Origin of the sequence: Paenibacillus sp. MZ04-78.2, from assembly GCF_024213375.1 — a bacterium.
GTDB lineage: Bacteria > Bacillota > Bacilli > Paenibacillales > NBRC-103111 > Paenibacillus_G.
In genome coordinates this window covers 32,429-53,943 of sequence record NZ_JANAVJ010000011.1, presented here as the reverse complement: position 1 = coordinate 53,943, position 21,515 = coordinate 32,429, and the positions used below count along the sequence as shown (strand labels likewise).

Sequence of the window (21,515 nt, the reverse complement as noted above, 5' to 3'; positions counted from 1 at the left end):
GGCGGTTCAGAGCGTAAGCATTGAAGGAGATGGAAGCATAGTGACGTTCAAGCCGAACGAACAAAGCGAAGTGACGCTGAAACACCTCGCGCGCAGCAAAGTCGATATTCCGTGGGCGGAGCAGTGGATGATGAAATCGCGCGATCATCACCGGACATACCAGATCCTCGTGGCGAAGCCTCCGGAGGCGCCGCCTCCCGCCGGATTTCCGGTTATTTATTTGCTGGATGCGAATTCGGTGTTCGGCACGATGGTGGAAGCCGTGCGGCTGCAAAGCCGACGGCCCGACAAAACCGGGGTCGTCCCGGCGGTGATCGTCGGGATCGGGTATCCGGTGGACGGGCCATTCGCGCCGGAGCGGTTTTACGATCTGACGCCGGCGGCTACGGAACAATATTTGAACAGAGCGGACAGTACGCCGCTTCCCGAGCAAGGCGGAGCCGCTCATTTCTTGAAATTCATCGAGGAGGAGCTAAAGCCGCGGATCGAAGGCGAGTTTCAAGTGGACCGCAGCAGACAGACGATTTTCGGACATTCGCTCGGCGGGTTATTTGTACTGTACGCGCTGTTTGCGAAGCCGCATGCGTTTCAAAGCTATATCGCAGGCAGCCCTTCGCTTCACTGGAACGAGCCGTTCCTGCTTGAGGCGGAGCGGGAATTTACGAGAGACTTGCAGCCTGCGGCCAATGGGATCGAGCTGCTGCTCGGTGTAGGCGAGCTGGAGAAAACGCATTTCTCGCGCAATTGCGACCGCGCGCTGGCGCTGTCGGAGCGGCTGGCCGCATGGTCCGGGCGCGGATTGCATGTGGAATATAAGGAGTTTGAAGGCGAAGGGCACGTATCGGTACTGCCCGTGCTGATCAACCGGGCTTTGCGGCTGGCGCTTCGGCCGAAGCCGTGACGGCGGCGGAGCGATCGGGAAGGGGATGCAGGGGAACCGAGGGCATCGAAGCGAATGGGGAAAGGATGGAGATGAAGTGGTGGAGCTTGGAATCAAAGGAAAAGTCGCGCTCGTCACCGGGGCGGCCCAAGGCATAGGGGAAGCCGTTGCACGCGCGCTGGCTGAGCTCGGGGCTTCCGTGGCCGCCGTAGACCGCAATGCGGACGGGCTGGGCAGCCTTGTAGCGGAGTTGAATGCCCAGAGCTATCAGGCTGCGGCTTATCCGGCGGACGTCAGCGACAGCTCGGCGGTAGAGGACACGGTGGAGCGCATCGAGCGGGAGCTTGGGCCCATCGGCATTCTCGTCAATGTCGCCGGAGTGCTTCGGATGGGAGCGATCGAATCGTACAGCGACGAGGATTGGGAGGCGACATTTGCCGTCAACACGAAAGGCGTATTTTACGTATCCCGCGCTGTGGTTCGACGCATGGCCTTCCGCCGATCCGGGGCGATCGTGACCGTAGGTTCGAATGCCGCCGGGGTGCCTCGAATGCAAATGGCGGCTTATGCCGCCTCCAAGGCGGCCTCGGCGATGTTTACCAAATGTCTGGCGCTGGAGCACGCCCGGCACAATATCCGCTGCAATATCGTCTCGCCGGGCTCGACCGATACGGCGATGCAGCGCCTGCTGTGGACGGATGAGTCCGGGGAGAAGGCGGCCATCGCGGGCTCGCCGGAGTCGTTCCGGCTGGGCATTCCGCTCGGGAAGCTGGCCAGACCCTCCGATATTGCGGATGCGGTCGTTTTTCTTGTGTCGGACCGGGCGGGTCATATGACCATGAGCGATTTATGCATCGATGGCGGTGCAACGCTGGGAACATAATTTCATTCTAAAGAGAGGGATGATGGACATGGTGAACTTGGAAACGGTTCCTGCCGCATGGGCTTCCGAGCTTATCGATACGTACGAAGCCGGCTCGTCGTTTTTCCTGGCCTCGCCGCAGCGCACGCTGCTGGCGAAAGGGGAGGCGGCCAGGCTGTCCGTGCAGGGAGGCGCGGATCGGCTCAAAAGCTTGCCGCAGCGTGTGGCCGAACTGCTGGCCCGCACGCAATTTTCCGGAGGGACGCCTTCCGTTGTCGTAGGAGCGATCCCCTTCGATCCTGCGAAGCCTGCGGAGCTAATTGTACCGCAGACGGCCCGGTGGGCAGGCAGGCTGGAATTACGCAGCGAGGTTGAGGATAAGCGGCCCGACGCCTCGGACTATAAGCTGCGCCCCGTGCCGGAGCCGGAAGTCTACGAGCGGAGCGTGAGCCGGGCGGTGACGCGTTTTCAGAAGGGGGACCTCCACAAGGTCGTGCTTGGGAGAACGCTGCATCTGACGCTGCCTGTGAAGGTCGATGTGCGCCGGCTTCTCCGCAATTTGGCCCGGCATAATCCGCATGGCTATACGTTTGCGGTGAACCTGGCTCCGGGAGAAGCGCGGGCCGCATGGACGCCGGACGAGACGAACGGTCAGGAGCCGAGAACGCTGATCGGCGCCAGCCCGGAGCTGCTTGTGACAAGAACGGGAGGGCGGCTGAAGGCGAATCCGCTCGCGGGCTCCGCGCCTCGCAGCAGCGATCCGGTCGAGGATCGACGGAGGGCGGAGGCGCTGCTTGCTTCGGCCAAGGACCGGCATGAGCATGCGCTCGTGATCGAAGCCGTCGCTGACGCGCTGCGTCCTTATTGCAGCCGCTTGGACGTGCCCGACGAGCCTTCGCTCGTACAGACGTCCACGATGTGGCATCTGTCCACGGTCATTACCGGGGAGCTGTCCGATCCTTGGGTATCGTCGCTGGAGCTGGCTTTGGCGCTGCACCCGACACCGGCGATTTGCGGGACGCCGACCGATCTGGCGCGGGAGACGATTCGCGATAGCGAACCGTTCGACCGGGGATTCTTCACGGGAGCGGTCGGCTGGTGCGATGCGAACGGCGACGGGGAATGGATCGTGACGATTCGCTGCGCCGAGGTGGAAGGCCGTGAGCTGCGGCTGTTCGCGGGCGCAGGGATCGTTGCCGGATCGAGCCCGCAGGCCGAGCTGGCGGAGACGTCCGCCAAATTCCGAACGCTGCTGCAGGCGATGGGGCTGAATCAGCCGCAGTCTGCGGCCGTAAGGGAGGGATGAACGATGCGATCGCAATACCCTTCATGGCCGAAAGAGCTGGCGGATTTTTACCGGGAGACCGGCTGCTGGCAGGGTGAGACGTTCGGCGAAATGCTGCGTGGGCGCGCCGCCGCTTACGGGGACCGCATCGCCGTCGTCAGCGGAACAAGCCGGATCAGCTACGCCGAGCTGGATGCGAGAGTCGACCGGCTGGCCGCCGGATTGTACAAGCTTGGCATTCGGCAGGATGACAAGGTGATTTTGCAGCTTCCCAATATCGCGGAGTTTATCGAGGTGTGCTTTGCGCTGTTTCGGCTGGGTGCGCTGCCGGTATTCGCGCTTCCGCTCCATCGCAGGAGTGAGATCGTGTATTTTTCCGAGTTTACAAATGCGAATGCTTATATTATTCCGGATGTTGAGGCGGGCTTCGATTACCGGGAGCTGGCGGCGCAAGTACAAGAGCAGGTACCGACGCTGCGCCATGTCATTGTAGCCGGCGATCCCGGGAAGTTTACGGCGCTGTGCGACCTGTACGCCGATCCGCTGCCCGATTTGCCGGGGCCAAGCTCCGGGGATGTGGCGTTTCTCCAGCTGTCCGGGGGCAGCACTGGGCTGCCGAAGCTTATTCCGCGCACGCACGACGATTATATCTACAGCTTGCGGATGAGCGCAGAAGTATGCGCTCTCGACGAGCAGAGCATTTATCTTGCCGTGCTTCCCACGGCTCACAACTATCCGCTGAGTTCCCCGGGCGTGCTGGGAACGCTCTACGCGGGTGGACGCGTCGTGCTGTCCCGCGGCTCCAGCCCGGACGAGGCGTTCCCTCTCATCGAGCGGGAACACGTCACGATCACCGCCGTCGTGCCTCCGCTGGCTCTCGTCTGGCTGGACGCCGCCGAGTCGCGCCGCAGCGACCTTTCGTCGCTTCGGCTGTTGCAGGTCGGCGGGGCCAAGTTCAGTGCGGAGGCCGCCCGCAAGGTCAAGCCGGTTCTGGGCTGCACGTTGCAGCAGGTCTTCGGGATGGCGGAAGGGCTGGTCAACTATACCCGGCCGGACGATCCCGAGGACATTCTGGTGCATACGCAGGGCAGACCGATGTCGCCTTATGACGAGATCCGCATTGTGAATGACGAGGATGAAGAGGTTGCTTCCGGTCAGGTCGGACATCTGCTGACGCGGGGCCCCTATACGATCCGCGGCTATTACAAAGCCGAAGAGCATAACGCCAGAGCGTTCACGGCGGACGGCTTCTACCGTACAGGGGATAAGGCGAGAATGACGCCTGCGGGCTATCTTGTCGTCGAGGGCCGGGCCAAGGACCAGATCAACCGCGGCGGTGATAAGGTGGCGGCGGAGGAGGTCGAGAACCATCTCCTCGCTCATCCGGGCGTGCATGATGCCGCCGTCGTTTCGATGCCCGACGCTTACCTTGGCGAGCGCAGCTGCGCCTTCATCGTGCCGTATTCGCCTGCGCCTGCCCCGGCCGAGCTCAAAGCGTTCTTGAGGGAGCGGGGACTGGCCGCTTACAAAATCCCGGACCGGGTGGAATTTATAGAGTCGCTCCCCCGAACCGGGGTCGGCAAGATCAGCAAGAAGGCGCTGCGCGAACGGATTGAACAGAAGCAGCAGGCTTCGGCTGCGCCTCCAACAAAATAAAATAACGTGAGAAAAGAGGAGATACGATGGCTCTTCCTGCCATAATGCCTTATCCGATGCCGACGGCATCCGACCTGCCCGCCAACCGGGTGAATTGGACGCCCGACCCGAAACGCGCGGTTTTGCTGATTCATGACATGCAGCAGTATTTCGTGGACGCTTTTACAGCAGGCACATCCCCTGTCATCGAGCTGCTGGAGAACATCCGCGTGCTCCGAAGCGCTTGCGAAGAGCTGGGCATACCGGTCGTTTATTCCGCCCAGCCGGGCGGCCAGACGCTAGAGCAACGCGGATTGCTGCAGGATTTCTGGGGTCCGGGGATCGATGACGGACCCTATCAGAAGCAAATCGTGAAGGAGCTGCCGCCGGGCGAGCGCGATATCGTGCTGACGAAATGGCGGTACAGCGCCTTTCAGAAGACCGATTTCCGCGCCACACTGACCCAGCTTGGACGCGACCAGTTGATCGTATGCGGCATTTACGCTCACATCGGCTGCCTCATGACTGCTTGCGAAGCGTTCATGCAGGAGGTGGAGCCTTTCTTCGTCGTCGATGCGGTGGCGGACTTCTCGCTGGAGAAGCATCGGCTGGCAATCACCTACGCGGCCGAACGCTGCGCGGTTGCCATCACGACGGAGCGCTTCATCAAGGCGCTGCGCGGTGAAGCGGGAACTGCGGCCCAAGCGGAAGCCATATCGGAAGCGGCCCCGGCGGCGGAAAGCGGGACGTTGACCAAGGACGGCTTGCGAGAGCTGGTGGCGGACTTGCTGCAGGAAGCTCCGTCGTCCCTTGCGGAGCACGACAACTTGATTACGCAGTGGGGCATGGATTCGATCCGCATCATGAGTCTGGCCGAACGGTGGCGGCGCTCCGGGGCGGAAGTCACCTTCGTGGAGCTGGCGGAGCGTCCGACGCTGGCCGATTGGTGGGCGCTGCTTTCCGCTCGCCTGAGCAGGACTTTGCCGAACGGGGATTATATTACGACATGAAGGAGAGAGCGCATATGTCCGAAGCTCGTCAAACCCGCCGACCGTTGACGGGGGCGCAATTGGGGATTTGGTTCGCCCAGCAGCTTGACCCGGAAAGCCCGATGTTCAATACGGGGGAATATATCGATATTCGCGGACCTGTGGACCCGGCGCGTTTTGAAGCGGCGCTGCGGCAAACGGTGGAAGAGGCGGAAACGCTGCATCTGCGCTTCGGCGAAGACGGGGATGGGCCTTGGCAGTGCCTTGCCCCGTCGTCCGAGTGGCTGCTGCATCAGTTGGACTTCAGCGGAACGGACCATCCGCTGGAAGCGGCGGAGGCTTGGATGAGACGGAACTTGGCCGAGCCGATGGACCTGACGCGCGGGCCGCTGTTTACGCAAGCGTTGTTCAAGCTGGCCACGGACCGTTTTCTCTGGTATCAGCGCATCCATCATCTCGTCATCGACGGCTACAGCTTTTCGTTGCTCGCCCAGAGAGCCGCTCAGCTCTATACCGCCTTCTCTCAGGAACAGCCGCCCGGACCGGGAGCGTTCGGCGAGCTGCAATCGATTTTCCAGGAGGACGAGGCTTACCGCGCTTCGGAACAGCAGGAGCGGGACCGGGCCTTCTGGCTTGCCCGCTTCGCCGATGCGCCGGAAGCGGTGAGTCTGGGCAGGGAGACGGCCAGAGCCGGGGCGGGCTTCCTGCGCCGGACCGCGCAGCTGTCGCCCGACGATGCGTCCGCGCTGCGAGAAGCGGCCGACCGGACGGGAACGACTTGGCCCGATGTCGTCATTGCGGCGACGGCGGCTTACGTGCATCGGCTGACCGGCGCCGACGATGTGATTCTCGGCTTGCCGATGATGTGCCGTCTAGGCTCGGCTTCGCTGCGTATTCCGGGCATGGTCATGAACCTGCTGCCGCTGCGTTTGGCCGTGCGGCCCGAGATGCCGCTGTCCGAGCTGCTCCGCCAAGTCTCGCGGGAGGTTCGCGAGGCCCGGCGCCATCAGCTGTACCGGCAGCAGGATATGCGGCGGGAGCTGAAACTGCTCGGGGAAAACCGCCGCTTGTTCGGGCCGATGGTCAATGTGATGCCGTTCGACTACCGGCTGAGCTTTGCCGGCTGCCCCGGAATTCCGCATAATCTGTCCGCCGGGCCTGTGGACGATCTGTCGATCCACGTCTATGACCGGTCGGATGGCAGCGGGCTGCGGGTAGATTTCGACGGAAATCCGGCGGTGTACGGGGCGGAAGAGCTGGCGGCTCATCAGCGGCGTTTCCTTGGCTGGCTGGAGCGGCTTGCCTCGGCCGACCCTGGGCGGCCGATCTCGCAGATCGACATGCTGCTGCCCGAGGAACGGGAGCAGGTGCTCATCGAATGGAACAAAACGGCCCGGGAAGTGCCGGAGGTTTCCACGGCCGCGATGATCGAGGCCCAAGCGGCCCGTACGCCGGATGCGGTTGCCGTCGTTTTCGAGGATACGGTCCTCACGTATGCCGAATTGAACCGGCGCGCCAACCGGCTGGCTCATGCGTTAATCTCGCAGGGCGCCGGTCCGGAAGGCATCGTAGCGCTGCTGCTGCCGCGATCGGTGGAAGCGGTCGTGGCGTTTCTGGCCGTCCATAAAACCGGCGCCGCTTATTTGCCGCTGGACCCCGATTATCCGCAGGACCGGTTGGCCTATATGCTCCAAGACGCCGCTCCCCTGTGCGTCTTGACGGACAGGGAAACGGTTTCCCGGCTTCCTTCCGAAGCGGCGGGGCCTCTCCTGGTGCTTGACGAGCCTGCTGCCGAAGCGCATCTGCTGAGCCAGCCGGAAACTTCTCCCGGCGACGAGGACCGTATCGGGCGTGTGTCGCCTCTTCACCCTGCCTATATTCTTTACACGTCGGGCTCCACCGGCAAGCCGAAGGGTGTGATCGTGACCTTCGGCAGCTTGACCAACCTGCTCACGGCCACGCAGGACAAGTTCCGGCTGGACGTCCGGGATCGGTTGCTATCGGTAACGACGATTGCTTTTGACATTTCGGTGCTCGAGATTTTCCTGCCTCTTATTGCGGGAGCCCGCCTCGATATCGCTCCGAGGTCGGTGATCATGGACCCGCCTGCGCTGGCAAGGATGATCCATGAGTCGGGGGCTACGATCATGCAGGCGACTCCGACTCTGTGGCAGGCGCTCGCGTCGAGCAAGCCCGAACCGTTCCCCGGCCTGCGGATCATCACGATCGGCGAGGCGTTTCCGCTGGGGCTGAAGCTCGCGATGCAGTCGCTCGGCTGCGAGGTTCATAACCAATTCGGACCGACGGAAACGACGATTCATTCTACTACCGAGCGCCTGGGCGAAGAGCGCACGGGGACGCCGCCGATCGGCAGGCCGATTGCGAACACGCAAGCCTATGTGCTCGATGCGGGACTGTCTCCGTTACCGCCGGGCGTAGCGGGCGACCTGTATCTTGCGGGAGCGGGACTGGCCCGGGGCTATTTGGGCCGGCCGGACTTGACGGCCGAGCGATTCGTCGCCGATCCGTTCGGACCGCCCGGCAGCCGGATGTATCGTACGGGCGACCTTGCGAGATGGCTTGAGAACGGTACCCTCGATTACATAGGACGGGCGGATCATCAGATCAAGATTCGCGGATTTCGGGTGGAGCTGGGCGAAATCGAGTCGCTGCTTTCGCGGCATCCCGCCATTGATCAGGTTACGGTCGTCGCGCGGGAGGACCGCCCCGGGGATAAACGGCTTGTCGCTTATTTCACAGCCCATGCCCCGGAAGGCCCCGATCCGGCGGAGCTTCGGCAGTATGTGGCCGAAGAGATGCCTGATTACATGGTGCCCTCCGCCTTCGTGCTGTTGGCCGCGATGCCATTGACGCTCAATAAAAAAATCGACCGCAAGGCGCTGCCTGCCCCGGATTTTCACGCAGCCGCCAGCCGCAGTCCGAGAACGCCGCAGGAGGAACTGCTGTGCGGCTTGTTCGCGGAGGTGCTCGGCTTGGCGAAGGCGGGCATCGACGACGATTTCTTCGGGCTCGGCGGCCATTCCCTGCTGGCGGGGCGGATCGTGGCCCGAATCCGGGAAGTGTTCGGCGTGGAATTCGGCATCGGGGGCCTCTTCGAGTCGCCTACCGTCGCCGCTCTCGCCAAGCGTCTCGATCAGGCGCAGGCCGCCAGACCGGCCGTGCGTCCGGCTGAGCGGCCGGAGGCGGTCCCGCTTTCTTTTGCCCAGAACCGGCTGTGGTTTCTGTATCGCCTGGAAGGCCCGAGTCCGACCTACAACATTCCGTTGGTGGCCCGGCTGTCCGGTCCGTTGGATGAGACCGCGCTGGAAGAAGCGCTCGGCGATGTGGTAAGCCGGCACGAGACGCTGCGCACGATTTTCCCGGATACGCAGGGTTCCTCGCAGCAGCTCATTTTGAATGCGGCGGAGGCCAAGCCCCGGCTGCTTGTGACCGAAGTCCGCGAAGACGAGCTGTCCGAGCGGCTGGCGGAGGCGGTGCGCTACGGCTTCCGGCTCGCCGAGGAGCCTTCGCTTCGCGCCGAATTGTTCGTGCTTGGCGAGAACGAATACGCCCTGCTGCTGCTGCTGCACCATATCGCGGGCGACGGCTGGTCGCTGGTGCCGCTCACCCGCGAGCTGTCCGCCGCCTACGCTGCCCGTCTGCGGGGCGAATCGCCCGCTTGGGCTCCGCTGCCGGTGCAATATGCCGACTATGCGATCTGGCAGGAGCGGCTGCTTGGCAGCGAGGGCGACGCCGACAGCCTGATCGCGAAGCAGCTCGCCTACTGGACCCGGACGCTGCAGGGCTTGCCGGACGAGCTGACACTGCCGACCGACCGTCCGAGGCCTGCGGCAGCAAGCTACCAGGGCGGGGTTGTCCGCTTCCGGATCGGCAGCGAGCTGAACCTACGGCTGGCGGAGCTTGCCCGCGAAAGCAAGGCCAGCTTGTTCATGGTGCTGCAGTCTGCTCTTGCGGCGCTGCTTACCCGGCTCGGCGGTGGGACGGATATCCCGATCGGCAGTCCGATTGCGGGGCGGAGCGACGATGCGCTGGACGGCCTGATCGGCTTGTTCATCAATACGCTGGTGCTTCGCACCGATACGTCCGGCGATCCGTCCTTCCGCGAGCTGCTGGCTCGTGTCCGCCAGACGAATCTGGCTGCTTACGAGCATCAGGATGTGCCTTTCGAGCGTCTGGTCGAGGTACTGAATCCCGTACGTTCGCGGGCCCGGCACCCGCTGTTCCAGATGATGCTGGTACTGCAAAATACACCGGATGCCGCGCTGGAGCTGTCCGGAGTGTCGTCGCGTCTCCAATTGGACAGCGTCGGTGCGGCCAAGTTCGATCTGACCTTTGAGCTAGATGAGCGCCGCAGACCGGATGGTACGCCGGACGGGCTGGAGGGGCTTCTGGAGTACAGCTCCGATCTGTTCGAGCACAGCACGGCGGAAAAGCTGGCCGCGCGGTTTATGCAGATGCTGGAGGGAGCGGCGGCCGCGCCGGATCAGCCGATCGGGCGGCTGGATATTTTGATGCCTGACGAGCGCAGCAGTCTGCTGGCGCAATGGCGCGAGCCGCTGCATGGGACGCCCGAGGCTCATTTGCCCGGGTTGTTCGAAGCGCAGGCGGCCCGCAGCCCCGGATCGGCGGCGGTCGTCTGCGAAGGCGAGCTGCTTGACTATGCGGAGCTGAACCGCCGCGCCAACCGGCTGGCGCATCTGCTGATCGCCGAAGGCGTCGGCCCCGAGCAAATGGTAGCGTTGGCGTTGCCGCGTTCTGTGGAGATGGTAGTCGGCGTGCTGGCCGTGCTGAAGGCCGGGGCTGCGTACTTGCCGCTGGACCCGGATTATCCGGCCGACCGGCTGGCTTATATGCTGGAGGACGCCCGGCCGGTGTATGTTGTCACAAGCGAAGCTGGGGCCGAGGGCTTGCCGGATACCGGCAGCCTGCCGCGTCTGGCGCTGGATGCGCCGGACACAGCGGAAAGGCTAAGGGCGTACTCGTCGGATAACCCCGGCGACCGCGATCGCAGAGGACGGCTGTCACCGCTCAGTCCTGCGTATATGATCTATACCTCAGGCTCGACGGGCAAGCCGAAAGGCGTCGTGATCCCGCATCAGAACGTCATACGGTTGTTTGCTTCGACGCAGCATTGGTTCAGCTTCGGTTCGGAGGATGTCTGGACGCTGTTCCATTCGTATGCTTTCGATTTTTCCGTATGGGAAATCTGGGGACCGCTTCTCCATGGCGGCCGCCTTGTCGTGGTGCCGCACACGGTCAGCCGGTCGCCCGAAGAGTTCCTGCAATTGCTCGTACGCGAGCGGGTTACGGTGCTGAATCAGACGCCGTCGGCGTTTTATCAGCTGATGCAGGCAGACCGCGAGCATCCGTCGCTGGGCGGGGAGCTGGCTCTGCGCTACGTCGTCTTCGGCGGCGAGGCGCTGGAGCTCGGACGGCTGGAGGAATGGTATGCGCGCCATCCGGACGACGCGCCGAAATTGATCAACATGTACGGCATTACCGAGACAACCGTGCATGTCAGCTACAAGGAGCTGGACCGCAGCAGCGCCGCTTTGGGGAGCGGCAGCCTGATCGGCGAAGCGATTCCGGATTTGCGGGTCTATGTTCTGGATGAAGCGCTGCAGCCTGTACCGCCCGGAGTGGCGGGAGAAATGTATGTCGCCGGCGCCGGGCTGGCTCGCGGCTATTGGGGTCGTCCGGGTCTGACCGCGGAGCGCTTCGTGGCCGATCCGTTCGGCGCGCCGGGCTCCCGGATGTACCGTACCGGCGATTTGGCCCGGCGCCTCGCCGACGGCTCGCTGGATTATTTGGGCCGGGCGGATCATCAGGTGAAGATCCGCGGGTTCCGCATTGAGCCGGGCGAGATCGAGGCGGTTCTGGCAAGGCATCCCGGCATTGCTCAGGTCGCCGTCGTGGTGCGCGAGGATCAGCCGGGCGACAAGCGGCTGGTCGCTTACGTCGTCCCCGCGCCGGACTCGCTGGCCGAGCCTGCCGAGCTGCGCCGATATGCGGGCGCCAGCCTGCCGGATTACATGGTGCCGTCGGCCGTCATCGGCATGGACGCCCTGCCGCTTACGCCGAACGGCAAGCTGGACCGGAAGGCGCTGCCTGCGCCGGATTGGACCGTCGACCCTGACGGAAGAGGCCCGCGGACGCCGCAAGAGGAAGTGCTGTGCGATTTGTTCGCCGAAGTGCTGGGGCTGCGGCGTGTAGGGATCGACGACGGCTTTTTCGAGCTCGGAGGGCATTCGCTGCTGGCGGTGCGGCTCATGAGCCGCATTCGTGAAGCGATGGGCCGCGATCTCGGCATCGGCGTCCTCTTCGAGACGCCAACGGTTGCCGGGCTTGCGGAACGGCTGGAGATGGGGACGGATCAAGGCGCGCTTCAGGTGCTCCTGCCGCTGCGGGCCCACGGTACCGAGTCGCCGCTCTTCTGCGTGCATCCGGCGGGCGGGCTTAGCTGGTGCTACGCCGGCTTGATGAAGCATCTCGGGATGGAACACCCGATCTACGGCCTTCAGGCCCGGGGCATTGCGCAGAGCGAGACGCTGCCGCAGACGATGGATGAGATGACCGCGGATTACATTGCGCATATCCGCACGGTACAGCCAACCGGTCCGTACCGGCTGCTTGGCTGGTCGCTCGGCGGCAACGTGGCGCAGGCCATGGCCGTCCAATTGCAGCAGGAAGGGGAGGAAGTCGAGTTCCTCGCGATGCTGGACGCCTTCCCAAGCCATTATTTGCCGCTTCGCGGCGAAGTGGACGAGGAAGAAGCGCTGATCGCGCTGCTGGCGCTCGGCGGCTACGACCCGGACAGTCTCGGCGACGTTCCGCTGACCATGGCCGCCGCCATTGAGATTCTGCGCAGTGACGGCAGCGCGCTGGCAAGCTTGGACGAAGCGATTATCCGGAATCTGCGCACGACCTACGAGAACTCGGTCCGTCTGTTAGGGGCCTATGTGCCGAAGCGGTTCGAGGGCGACCTGCTGTTCTTCCATTCCACCATCATTCCGGACTGGTTCGATCCGATTGAGCCGGAGACGTGGCTTCCGTATATTAGCGGGCAGATGGAGCGCCACGATATTGCGTGCCGGCATAAAGACCTGTGCCAGCCCGGACCGCTGACGGTGATCGGACAGCAGCTTGCGGTGAAGCTGCAGGCGATGAAAAACCGGACAGTCAAAACCTTCAGGGAGGAAATCAAACAATGACCAATCCATTCGAACGAACGGACAGCGACTACCTGGTGTTGATCAATGACGAGGGGCAGCATTCGCTGTGGCCCGCTTTCATTCCGGTTCCGCAGGGCTGGACGGCGGCTTTCGGGCAGGCTGCGCGGGAGGCGTGCCTCGACTACATCGCTGCACGCTGGTCGGATCTGCGGCCTTGCAGCCTTGATGCCGAGCCTGTCTACGCCGACACGAAGCAGGGATGAAGGAAGGACCGAGTCCCAAAGTCGTTGTGTGCATCGTCTACGTCACCGCCATGTTCATGGCGTCGATGGACGCGACCGTCCTGAACGTGGCGCTAGGCACCATCAGCCGAGAGCTGAACATACCGCCGTCGGCTTCCGGCGCGCTCAACGTCGGCTATCTGGCGAGCCTTGCTCTCGTCCTGCCGGTAGCCGGCTGGCTCGGAGACCGCTGGGGAAGCAAACGAATCTTGCTGCTGGCGCTCGGCTTGTTCACCGGGGCTTCCGCCTTGTGCGGGTTGGCCGGCAGTCTGGCGGAGCTTACCGCGTACCGGGTGCTGCAAGGCATCGGCGGCGGCTTGCTCACGCCCGTTGGCATGGCGATGCTGTTCCGGGCCTTCCCGCCGCAGGAGCGGGCCAAAGTATCGCGGGCGCTGGTGCTGCCCATTGCCGCAGCGCCTGCGCTGGGACCGATCGTCAGCGGCTTGTTGACGGACCAGTTCTCCTGGCGCTGGATTTTCTACATCAATCTCCCGGTCGGTATTCCGATTCTGCTGTTCGGACTGCTGTATCTCAAGGAGCATAAGGAACCGGAGGCCGGCCGGCTGGATCTGCCGGGCTTCCTGCTCTCCGCTCCCGGCATGGCGCTGACGATGTACGCCCTCAGCCAAGGGCCGGTTCTCGGCTGGCATTCGCCATGGATTGTGGGGACGGGACTTCTGGGCTTGCTTCTGCTGGCCGCTCTCGTCGTAGTCGAGCTGCGCGCGCCGAAGCCGATGCTGGATTTCCGGCTGCTAAGCGACAGGCTGTTTCGCACGGCGGGGCTTGTCGGCATGTGCTCAGCCGCCGGTCTGCTGGGTATGCTCTACGTCTTCCCGCTGATGTACCAATATGCGCTGGGCGCCTCGGCGCTGGAGACCGGGCTGACGACGTTTCCGGAAGCGCTGGGGCTGATGGTGTCGTCCCAACTCGTGCCTTGGTCTTATCCGAAGCTCGGCCCCAAACGGCTGATCATGACGGGGCTGCTCTGCACGACGGCGATCTTCGTGCTGCTGAGCTTCGTTCATGAGGGCACCAATCCATGGTTGATCCGCGCTCTGCTGTTCGGCGTGGGCGTCTGCTTGGGCCATACGGTCGGCGCGGTGCAGATCGCCTCGTTTGCCAACATTCCCCCTTCGTCAATGGGGCGCGCCTCGACCTGGTTCTCGGTCCAGAACCGGCTTGGCTCCGCGATCGGCCTTGCGCTGCTGTCCGGCATTCTCGCCGCCGTGGGCACGGGAGCGGCGAACGCTGCCGGAGTCATGGAGCCGAATTTGACGGCTTACCGGTTCGCGCTGTTAGGGGCGGCAGGCTTCCTGCTGCTCGGTCTGTGGTTTGCGTTCGGCATCCGCGACTCCGATGCCGCCGCAACGCTCCGCAAGCGGGGCGCTCCAGCACCGGTCAAAACTGTGGGAGAACGCAGCTCTCCTACCGAAGGGTAATGTGCTTTGCAGATGTCAAAACGTTGGGAAAGCTATCGTCCAGCGTGTGAAAAAGATTGCCGAACCTCCAGCCAAAAAGGCTGGGGCGCGGCAATCTTTTTATTTTATACGTTGTCGACTTTCATGCCTAACTCGGGTTAGTTGCTCCGTCAGCGCGGAATCAAGTATGATGAAGTTAACCGATGTTCAGGAGGAAGAACGGGATGCACCGCGGATGAGCGAATTGGCCAAACGGACGCGTTTACAAAAACCGAACGAAAACCGGCATGGAGCAAGCGGCGAGCTGCTCTTTTTTGTTTTTCACTTCGTTTGTCGATTTTTTTACAGAAGCTAACAAAGAAAAGAGGAATGATTGATGAGCAACACACAAAGTCGAACGGAATATTTGAGGCGCATACATAAAGTACAGGATTATATCGAAGATCATCTGAACCATACGCTGGTACTCGATGAACTCGCTGATATTGCCGGCTTTTCAAAATATCACTTTCACAGAATATTTACTGCGATTACGAACGAATCCCTACTGCAATATGTGAACCGCATCAAATTAGAAAGAGCCGCATTTTTTCTTGTTCACCGCCCGGAAATCACCGTAACGGATATTGCCTATCATTTCGGCTTTACGGATTCAGCGGTCTTTTCCCGTGCTTTCAAACATCATTATTCGTTAAGCCCCACACAATACAGAAATCAACATAGCAAGAATTGCAAAGACCCTGTTGAAAATCCAAAATATAATCGAGGTATCCTAAATGATAGAAATGGAAGTGATCCAGTGGATAGTAAAGCAAATGTTGAAATGGTAACGGTAAATGAAATGCGGGTCATTTATGTTCGCTATACGGGAACCTATCAGGGCTTGGCAACGGCTATGCCGGGCATGATGGAAAAGCTTTATGGCTTTGCCATGAGCCACAACCTTTTGGAACCCGGAAAAACAAAGATCCTAACCATCTACCACGACAACCCCGAAATGACGGATGAAAACCAGCTTCGCACCAGTCTGTGCATGAGTATTCCCAATGATGCCAAATTCGAGGAAAATGGTGATATTGGCGCCGTAGGGCATTTCGAGATTTATCAGCATGAATACGGTGCAGCCTGGAAATATATGTACGGCGAATGGTTGCCTAATAGTGGGTGTCAACCACGCGATGCTTTCCCGTTTGAGGTATATGTCAGCGACCCCAATGCAAATCCGCAAGGAAAACAGTTTGTTGACATCTATTTGCCGGTGGAACCGCTTGGAAAATTGTAAGCTGGACATTTATCAGACTGTCGCCGCTCACTTCCAATGTCGGAGGATGAGCGGCGATTTCTTATATACGCTGACGGTGCAACGTGGAAATAATTGGTGGTGGAGCAGCGAGGAACCTGCCGACAATCAACTAGGCTTATTTGTTTTGTTCATGGTTGATGGCTCTGAGAATGTAATTTATTGCTCCCAAATGCATTGTCTCATGAACAAATGCGAAGTTAAAAACCTCCCCAACGGTTTCAAAAGTCATCGGCCCCAATTGAATTGGAGTCTCAAGTTTATCTTCAAAAGTACGAATAGGGAATTGTGAAAGTGCGTCTAGCTGCTGTGACAAATATCGGACTAGTTCCTCTTTCGAAGGAGGAGCTGTAGTCCAGTCAGATGGCTTGCTATTCATGCCGAACAAAGAAGGGTAAGACTCAGGAAGATTTGAATTGAATGTAGTCCCAAGAGAAAGGAATCCGTCTAAAGAAGAAACAATATGACCAATATTCCATCTAATGGTGTTATTGAAAGGCACAGGTTGAATGTCGAACAGTTCTTCCGGAATTGAATTAACTTTATTTAATACCATGCCGCGAACCTTTAATGCAGTGTTAAGAATGGCCTGAGACATTTTTTTTACCCCTTTCGTTTATGGATAATGGTTACGGATTAATTCTAACTTAGATTAATAAACGAATCAAATGTTAGTAGCTATAGTTAAAGCATAAACATTAGAATATCGTCCCATCTTCTATAGTGATACACTAAAGAAGAAAGAGGTGCGAAAATGGAGAAGCATAGAATCAATGAAGTGCCCTCTCTAAATCTTGGGGTTTGTGAAGAGATGATAAACGCGGCTGCGGAAGAATTGGGTGTGGCTATTCAAATCCTCGGAAAACTTCAAACCATATCGTTTACGAAAATACTAAAGCACGTTGGGACTACATGAACGATAATCTCATTTCAATCGCCGCTGGTGAAACAGGCAACCAACTGGTACTTCAAAAAACGAGTTCTGGGTTATTAAGCGCAGACGTGTACATCTGGAACCATGAAACAAATAAGATAAAGAAATGGAGCAAATCGTTAGATTTTGTTAAAGAGAAAGCTCATAAGAGAAGTGATAATATAAAATCCCAGATTCAAAGAGCGGCTAAAAGGAAAGCTCGGTCTTAGCCGCCATCAAACATCATTTCTCCGACCAAGGGGACTCCTATATATCAAGGACGCGACTTGCAGATGAAATAAAATACATAGCTTCGAGATAAGGTGATGAATATTAAACTAACAAACCCTGTTCATGTTGATTTATTCAAGTTTGTTGTTCATGGTGAATTCGATTATATAAAAATGGGGCAAACAAAAGAATGGATTTTAAACAATTTTCCTGATCCAGACACGATGTCCAACATGAACCATGACCTCTATATCTGGCAGTATGGAAATATTGAGTTTCATTTTCATCATGATGTACTTTACATGATTTGGTGTGATAATTTCTATCGATTCACCGCAGGAAAGCATATTCATTTAAATAAATGGATTTTTGAAAAAACACGGTACTTAACGTTGTCAAAAACAATGAAAGTTTTAAATGAACATAAAATCAGCTTTACTTTAGTGCATAACAAGAATTTGAAGAATGCTATTATTCGTATATTAAAAAGCAATGTAGAATTATGGTTTGAACCGAATGATGACGAGGATTACAAAAATCCGGATGCTAACACCTTTCACTTCATGGCTTTTGGTTTAACGCATGAGGATTACCGACGACAAGCGCCCTCCACGTAAAAGGGCGCTTCGCTTTTTTTCAGTATTCATTCCAACGAAGTACGTTTTTCGTATTCACGCTTAGCAAAATCAATCGCTGAAAATACGATATCATCATAAGCTTCATTAAACTCCTCTAAAACGTTACTAAAATCATCATCGGTTTGAATCGTTGAGATTACTTTTAAACAAGCTAAGGCAAAGTCATCTTCCCCAAGTTCAAATAATATATCGCAATTTGCCAACTCCTCAAACTCATCTATACTTTGAGCTTCGATGATTTTGTATAACATTTCTTTGAAAACTTCCATTGATTGATCGGCTTGCCCATTCTTAAACAAACCGATTGCCCCGCCCCAATGTTCATCAAGCGCAGCCTCATTCAATTTGCCATCCTCATCTAACAAACTTGTGTCTAATTTCGCATAAGTTTCGGCTAGCCTGCCTTTTGGACTCCATATGTAGGAAACGCCTATTTTGCTCAAGTATTCTGACGCAGCTGTTAAACGCCCATGTTTTAACTTTAAAAAGTCTGTTCTCCCCAATTCCTTTTCAAGAGCAACGGCATGATCGCGCCACCATTTATGCCACCAAACGCTACTTTTGCCTTCAATCATATCTTTTAACGCCTGTATATTTTCCGTTGACATCGGCATTGTTATCACTCTCCTATTCGTCGTTTATAGCTAGCAAAATTATTCTGCTCTTAACTGTAGCACACAAATAAAGCCAATTACTACAGCGATACATACGGAAATTGTCCGCTTTTTCTTCATGAATCCTTCATGTGACCTTAATCAAACCTTCATGCAACCTGTCTCCGTGGGAGATATGATAAGGCTTAAATGATAGGCTGAATGAAGGAGGAACACATCATGTATAACAGCGTAATTATCGGAACAGGCCCCGGAGGTTTGACGGCGGCTATTTATTTGGCGAGAGCGGGATTGAAGCCTTTGGTGATCGAAGGTCCGGAGCCGGGAGGGCAACTGACGACGACGACCGAGGTCGAGAACTTTCCGGGCTTCCCGGAAGGGATCATGGGTCCCGAATTAATGGATAATATGCGTAAGCAGGCCGAACGCTTCGGCGCTGAATTTCGGATGGGATGGGTGAACAAAGCCGACCTTTCCAAGCGGCCGTTTACGCTTTCGGTAGAAGGCATGGGCGACATTCAAGCGGAAACGGTGATCGTATCCACCGGAGCTTCCGCGAAATACCTTGGCATTCCGGGAGAAAAGGAAAACATCGGCCGCGGGGTAAGCGCCTGTGCGACATGCGACGGCTTCTTCTTCCGGGGCAAAAGAGTTATCGTCATCGGCGGCGGGGATTCGGCCATGGAAGAGGCGGGCTTCCTGACCCGCTTCGCTTCGGAAGTCATTATCGTGAACCGGCGCACCGAGCTTCGCGCGTCGAAGATCATGCAGGACCGGGCGCGCGCCAATGAGAAAATCAGCTGGAAGCTGAACCGGACTCCGCTGGAAGTCATTGCGGGAGAACAGGGCGTTACCGGGCTTAAGGTGAGAAACAACGATACCGGCGAGGAAGAAATCATCGAAACGAGCGGGGTCTTCCTAGCGATCGGCCACACGCCGAATACGAAGTTTCTGGACGGCCAACTGACGACCGACGAGAACGGTTACCTGCTGGTGAAGCCCGGAACGACGGAAACGAACATTCCCGGCGTATTCGCGTGCGGCGACGTTCAGGACAGCCGGTATCGGCAGGCGATCAGCGCAGCCGGCACAGGCTGTATGGCGGCGCTCGATTGCGAGAGGTTTCTGGAGTCGGCCGAGCTGAAGGAGCTTGCGCTGTAATAGAATCGGATGACTATGACCCCGGCGTCTGCATTGGCGTCGGGGCAATTGGCTTTCGTGCACCTTCGAATGAAAGACATACATCTTGTCTACACAAGATCTTCAAAAGTGTCGCTTACACTGATCATAACCTGACCCGCATCGGGTCAGGAAATGAAGTGCAGACACTTATGAAGGTCTTTTTCTTTGGAGAGGAGCATTTTTCTGAAAAAAATCGTTCTGTTTGCCATGATTATCGCTCTGATCATCGGAGCCGCAGCATGTTCCCGGCCAACGGCGGAGAAACCGGACGGGGCCGCCGGTCCCGATACGACGTTAATGCACCTTCACGGCTTGGGTTATTCGGGTGACGGGAAGCGTCTGCTGATTCCGGCGCATACCGGGATCAAAATCTATGCCGACGGCAAGTGGAGCGACGCTCCGGGAGAGAAGCACGATTACATGGGCTTCTCTGCGGTCGATAACGGGTTCTACAGCAGTGGACATCCGGCGCCTGATTCCGCCTACACCAACCCGCTTGGCCTCGTTAGAAGCACGGATGAAGGAAAATCGATCAAAATTCTCGCTTTGGAGGGAGAAGCCGATTTGCACGGCATGAGCGCGGGTTACCGGACACATACCTTGTATGTGCTGAACGAGCAGGCCAATTCCAAGATGAAGCAGTCGGGCTTGTTCTACAGCCAGGATGAGGGAAAAACCTGGACAGGAAGCCGCATGTCGGGTGTCCAAGGACAAATTGCAGCGTTGGCCGTACATCCGACGCAAGCTTCCATCGTCGCCGTCGGCACAACCGCGGGAGTGTTCGTCTCGAACGATTATGGCAATTCGTTCACCGTTCTTGCGGCCGTCCGTCCCGTTACGTCGCTAGCCTTCACGGAGTCGGGCGAACTGCTGGCCGCCGTGTCTAATCCGAAGGTTGAATTGTTCCGCATCGATGCAGCGACGAAGCAGCAGACGGCGATTAACGTTCCGGTGCAGGGCGGCGATACGATCTTGTACGTTGCCGGCAGCCCGATCCAGCCCAAGGAGCTGGCTATCGGGCGCAGGTCACGGAGGGCACGGCTCCTAAAGCGGGAACGGGAAACGCAGGACAGAAATCAACCGGCAATTAAATGTCGCCTCTTGCTAAAAGGGCTGTCGAGCACGTATCGACGGCTTTTTTGTTGTACAAGCACGGAACTAACTTCCCCTCTCACGCAAAATCAATATTTTCGCGTCCTCCAATCCACTCTTGCTGAACGAAATCGATCGTGCGTTAGGGAATGCCGCAGCAGACAGGTCTGTCAAGACGTGACCAGGTGACATTTCCACAAACAGCCTGGCCCCCCGTTCATATAACAGCGTAGTTGCATCGTGCCACCGAACAGGCTTGGCAACGCTTAATGCAAGGTCTTTTCTGATGACCGCAGCATTATTAAGAGTTCGTGCGTTAACGTTTGCTGCGTAAGGGACAGTTGGTTCACGCAAAGCTGTCCTTTCCAAAGCCGCCATCAACTCGTCTGATACCCGATTGAGCAACGGGCAATGCGAAGGAACGCTTACGTTCAATAACCGGGCCATCCGAGCACCTGACAAACGTGCGGCTGCAAAAACTCTTTCGAGCCCGGCAATCGCACCTGCAACGGTAATTTGTTGAGGAGCATTCAGGTTAGCCATGTAGACAGGCTCCGCGCGCGTAAATTCTTTTTCGATCATTTCAACTAATCGGCGTTCATGGAGACCTGTGACAACCCCCATCCCATATCCCCTTGGATATGCATTTTCCATTAGCGTGGCACGCAGCTTTACAAGCTGTAGCGCGTCTTTGAATTCTAGAACATTTGAAATGACAGCGGCACTAAATGCGCCCACAGAATGACCAGCCACCCAATCTGGTGAGGCTCCTTCCGCTTGTAAAGCACGGGCCGCAGCTACTCCGGAAATAAGTAAAGCAAGTTGAACGGCAACCGTAGAGGAAAGCGACTTTTCCGAATCTAGCATTTCCAAGTCTTCTTTCAATACCTCGCTTGCCTCATGAAAAGTTGCTTCGATCACCGGATGATCAGGCAATTGATGGAGCATTCCTGTCTGTTGAGAACCTTGGCCGGGAAAGAGAAACACAACGCTCATTTTCCA

At 58.1% G+C, this 21,515-nt stretch carries 14 protein-coding genes and 1 pseudogene; 12 read left to right on the top strand and 3 right to left on the bottom strand.

What is annotated here, in order from left to right; translation table 11 throughout:
• The first annotated feature begins 40 nt into the window (after positions 1 to 40).
• The 9 genes from NLX71_RS10780 to NLX71_RS10740 all read left to right on the top strand — a co-directional run bounded on the left by NLX71_RS10780 (position 41) and on the right by NLX71_RS10740 (position 15,825).
• Positions 41 to 901: an alpha/beta hydrolase gene (locus tag NLX71_RS10780; RefSeq protein WP_375377912.1), complete on the top strand. Its 861-nt coding sequence runs from the start codon at positions 41 to 43 to the stop codon at positions 899 to 901.
• 25 nt (positions 902 to 926) lie between these two features.
• On the top strand, positions 927 to 1,763 hold the full coding sequence (locus NLX71_RS10775; RefSeq protein WP_302058176.1) for a 2,3-dihydro-2,3-dihydroxybenzoate dehydrogenase: 837 nt from the start codon (positions 927 to 929) through the stop codon (positions 1,761 to 1,763).
• Positions 1,764 to 1,791: 28 nt separating this feature from the next.
• Complete coding sequence (gene dhbC / locus NLX71_RS10770) at positions 1,792 to 3,048, top strand: isochorismate synthase DhbC (protein WP_254363620.1); 1,257 nt, start codon at positions 1,792 to 1,794, stop codon at positions 3,046 to 3,048.
• A gap of 3 nt (positions 3,049 to 3,051) precedes the next feature.
• Positions 3,052 to 4,683: a (2,3-dihydroxybenzoyl)adenylate synthase gene (locus NLX71_RS10765; RefSeq protein ID WP_254363619.1), complete on the top strand. Its 1,632-nt coding sequence runs from the start codon at positions 3,052 to 3,054 to the stop codon at positions 4,681 to 4,683.
• Positions 4,684 to 4,709: 26 nt separating this feature from the next.
• On the top strand, positions 4,710 to 5,672 hold the full coding sequence (locus NLX71_RS10760; protein ID WP_254363618.1) for an isochorismatase family protein: 963 nt from the start codon (positions 4,710 to 4,712) through the stop codon (positions 5,670 to 5,672).
• A 14-nt stretch (positions 5,673 to 5,686) separates the two neighbouring features.
• The gene (locus NLX71_RS10755; RefSeq protein WP_254363617.1) at positions 5,687 to 12,883 is read left to right on the top strand and encodes an amino acid adenylation domain-containing protein; all 7,197 of its coding nucleotides are present in this window, start codon (positions 5,687 to 5,689) and stop codon (positions 12,881 to 12,883) included.
• On the top strand, positions 12,880 to 13,107 hold the full coding sequence (locus tag NLX71_RS10750; protein ID WP_254363616.1) for an MbtH family protein: 228 nt from the start codon (positions 12,880 to 12,882) through the stop codon (positions 13,105 to 13,107). Before NLX71_RS10755 ends, NLX71_RS10750 begins: the two co-directional genes overlap by 4 nt.
• A complete protein-coding gene (locus NLX71_RS10745; RefSeq protein ID WP_254363615.1) occupies positions 13,104 to 14,564 on the top strand; it encodes an MDR family MFS transporter in 1,461 nt (486 codons plus the stop codon). The genes NLX71_RS10750 and NLX71_RS10745 overlap by 4 nt, the downstream gene beginning before the upstream one ends.
• A gap of 355 nt (positions 14,565 to 14,919) precedes the next feature.
• Complete coding sequence (locus NLX71_RS10740; RefSeq protein ID WP_254363614.1) at positions 14,920 to 15,825, top strand: AraC family transcriptional regulator; 906 nt, start codon at positions 14,920 to 14,922, stop codon at positions 15,823 to 15,825.
• 136 nt (positions 15,826 to 15,961) lie between these two features.
• Here the strand turns inward: NLX71_RS10740 and NLX71_RS10735 are convergent, their stop codons facing one another.
• The gene (locus NLX71_RS10735; RefSeq protein WP_254363613.1) at positions 15,962 to 16,441 is read right to left on the bottom strand and encodes a DinB family protein; all 480 of its coding nucleotides are present in this window, start codon (positions 16,439 to 16,441) and stop codon (positions 15,962 to 15,964) included.
• 641 nt (positions 16,442 to 17,082) lie between these two features.
• Between NLX71_RS10735 and NLX71_RS10730 the strand changes: the two genes are divergently transcribed.
• Positions 17,083 to 17,604, top strand: a complete 522-nt coding sequence (locus NLX71_RS10730; protein ID WP_254363612.1) for a hypothetical protein — start codon at positions 17,083 to 17,085, stop codon at positions 17,602 to 17,604.
• A gap of 26 nt (positions 17,605 to 17,630) precedes the next feature.
• Here the strand turns inward: NLX71_RS10730 and NLX71_RS10725 are convergent, their stop codons facing one another.
• Positions 17,631 to 18,239: a hypothetical protein gene (locus NLX71_RS10725; protein ID WP_254363611.1), complete on the bottom strand. Its 609-nt coding sequence runs from the start codon at positions 18,237 to 18,239 to the stop codon at positions 17,631 to 17,633.
• A gap of 219 nt (positions 18,240 to 18,458) precedes the next feature.
• Here NLX71_RS10725 and trxB point away from each other — a divergent pair, with 219 nt between their 5' ends.
• Together trxB and NLX71_RS27040 are read left to right on the top strand one after the other, a co-directional pair.
• The gene (gene trxB / locus NLX71_RS10720) at positions 18,459 to 19,400 is read left to right on the top strand and encodes a thioredoxin-disulfide reductase (protein WP_254363610.1); all 942 of its coding nucleotides are present in this window, start codon (positions 18,459 to 18,461) and stop codon (positions 19,398 to 19,400) included.
• Between the two features lie 228 nt (positions 19,401 to 19,628).
• Positions 19,629 to 20,429 (top strand): annotated as a pseudogene (locus tag NLX71_RS27040) (F510_1955 family glycosylhydrolase); the annotation flags it as partial.
• Between the two features lie 150 nt (positions 20,430 to 20,579).
• Here the strand turns inward: NLX71_RS27040 and mdcH are convergent.
• Positions 20,580 to 21,509 carry a malonate decarboxylase subunit epsilon gene (gene mdcH, locus NLX71_RS10715; RefSeq protein WP_254363609.1) on the bottom strand — a complete coding sequence of 310 codons (930 nt, stop codon included), beginning with the start codon at positions 21,507 to 21,509 and terminating at the stop codon, positions 20,580 to 20,582.
• Between the last annotated feature and the right edge of the window lie 6 nt (positions 21,510 to 21,515).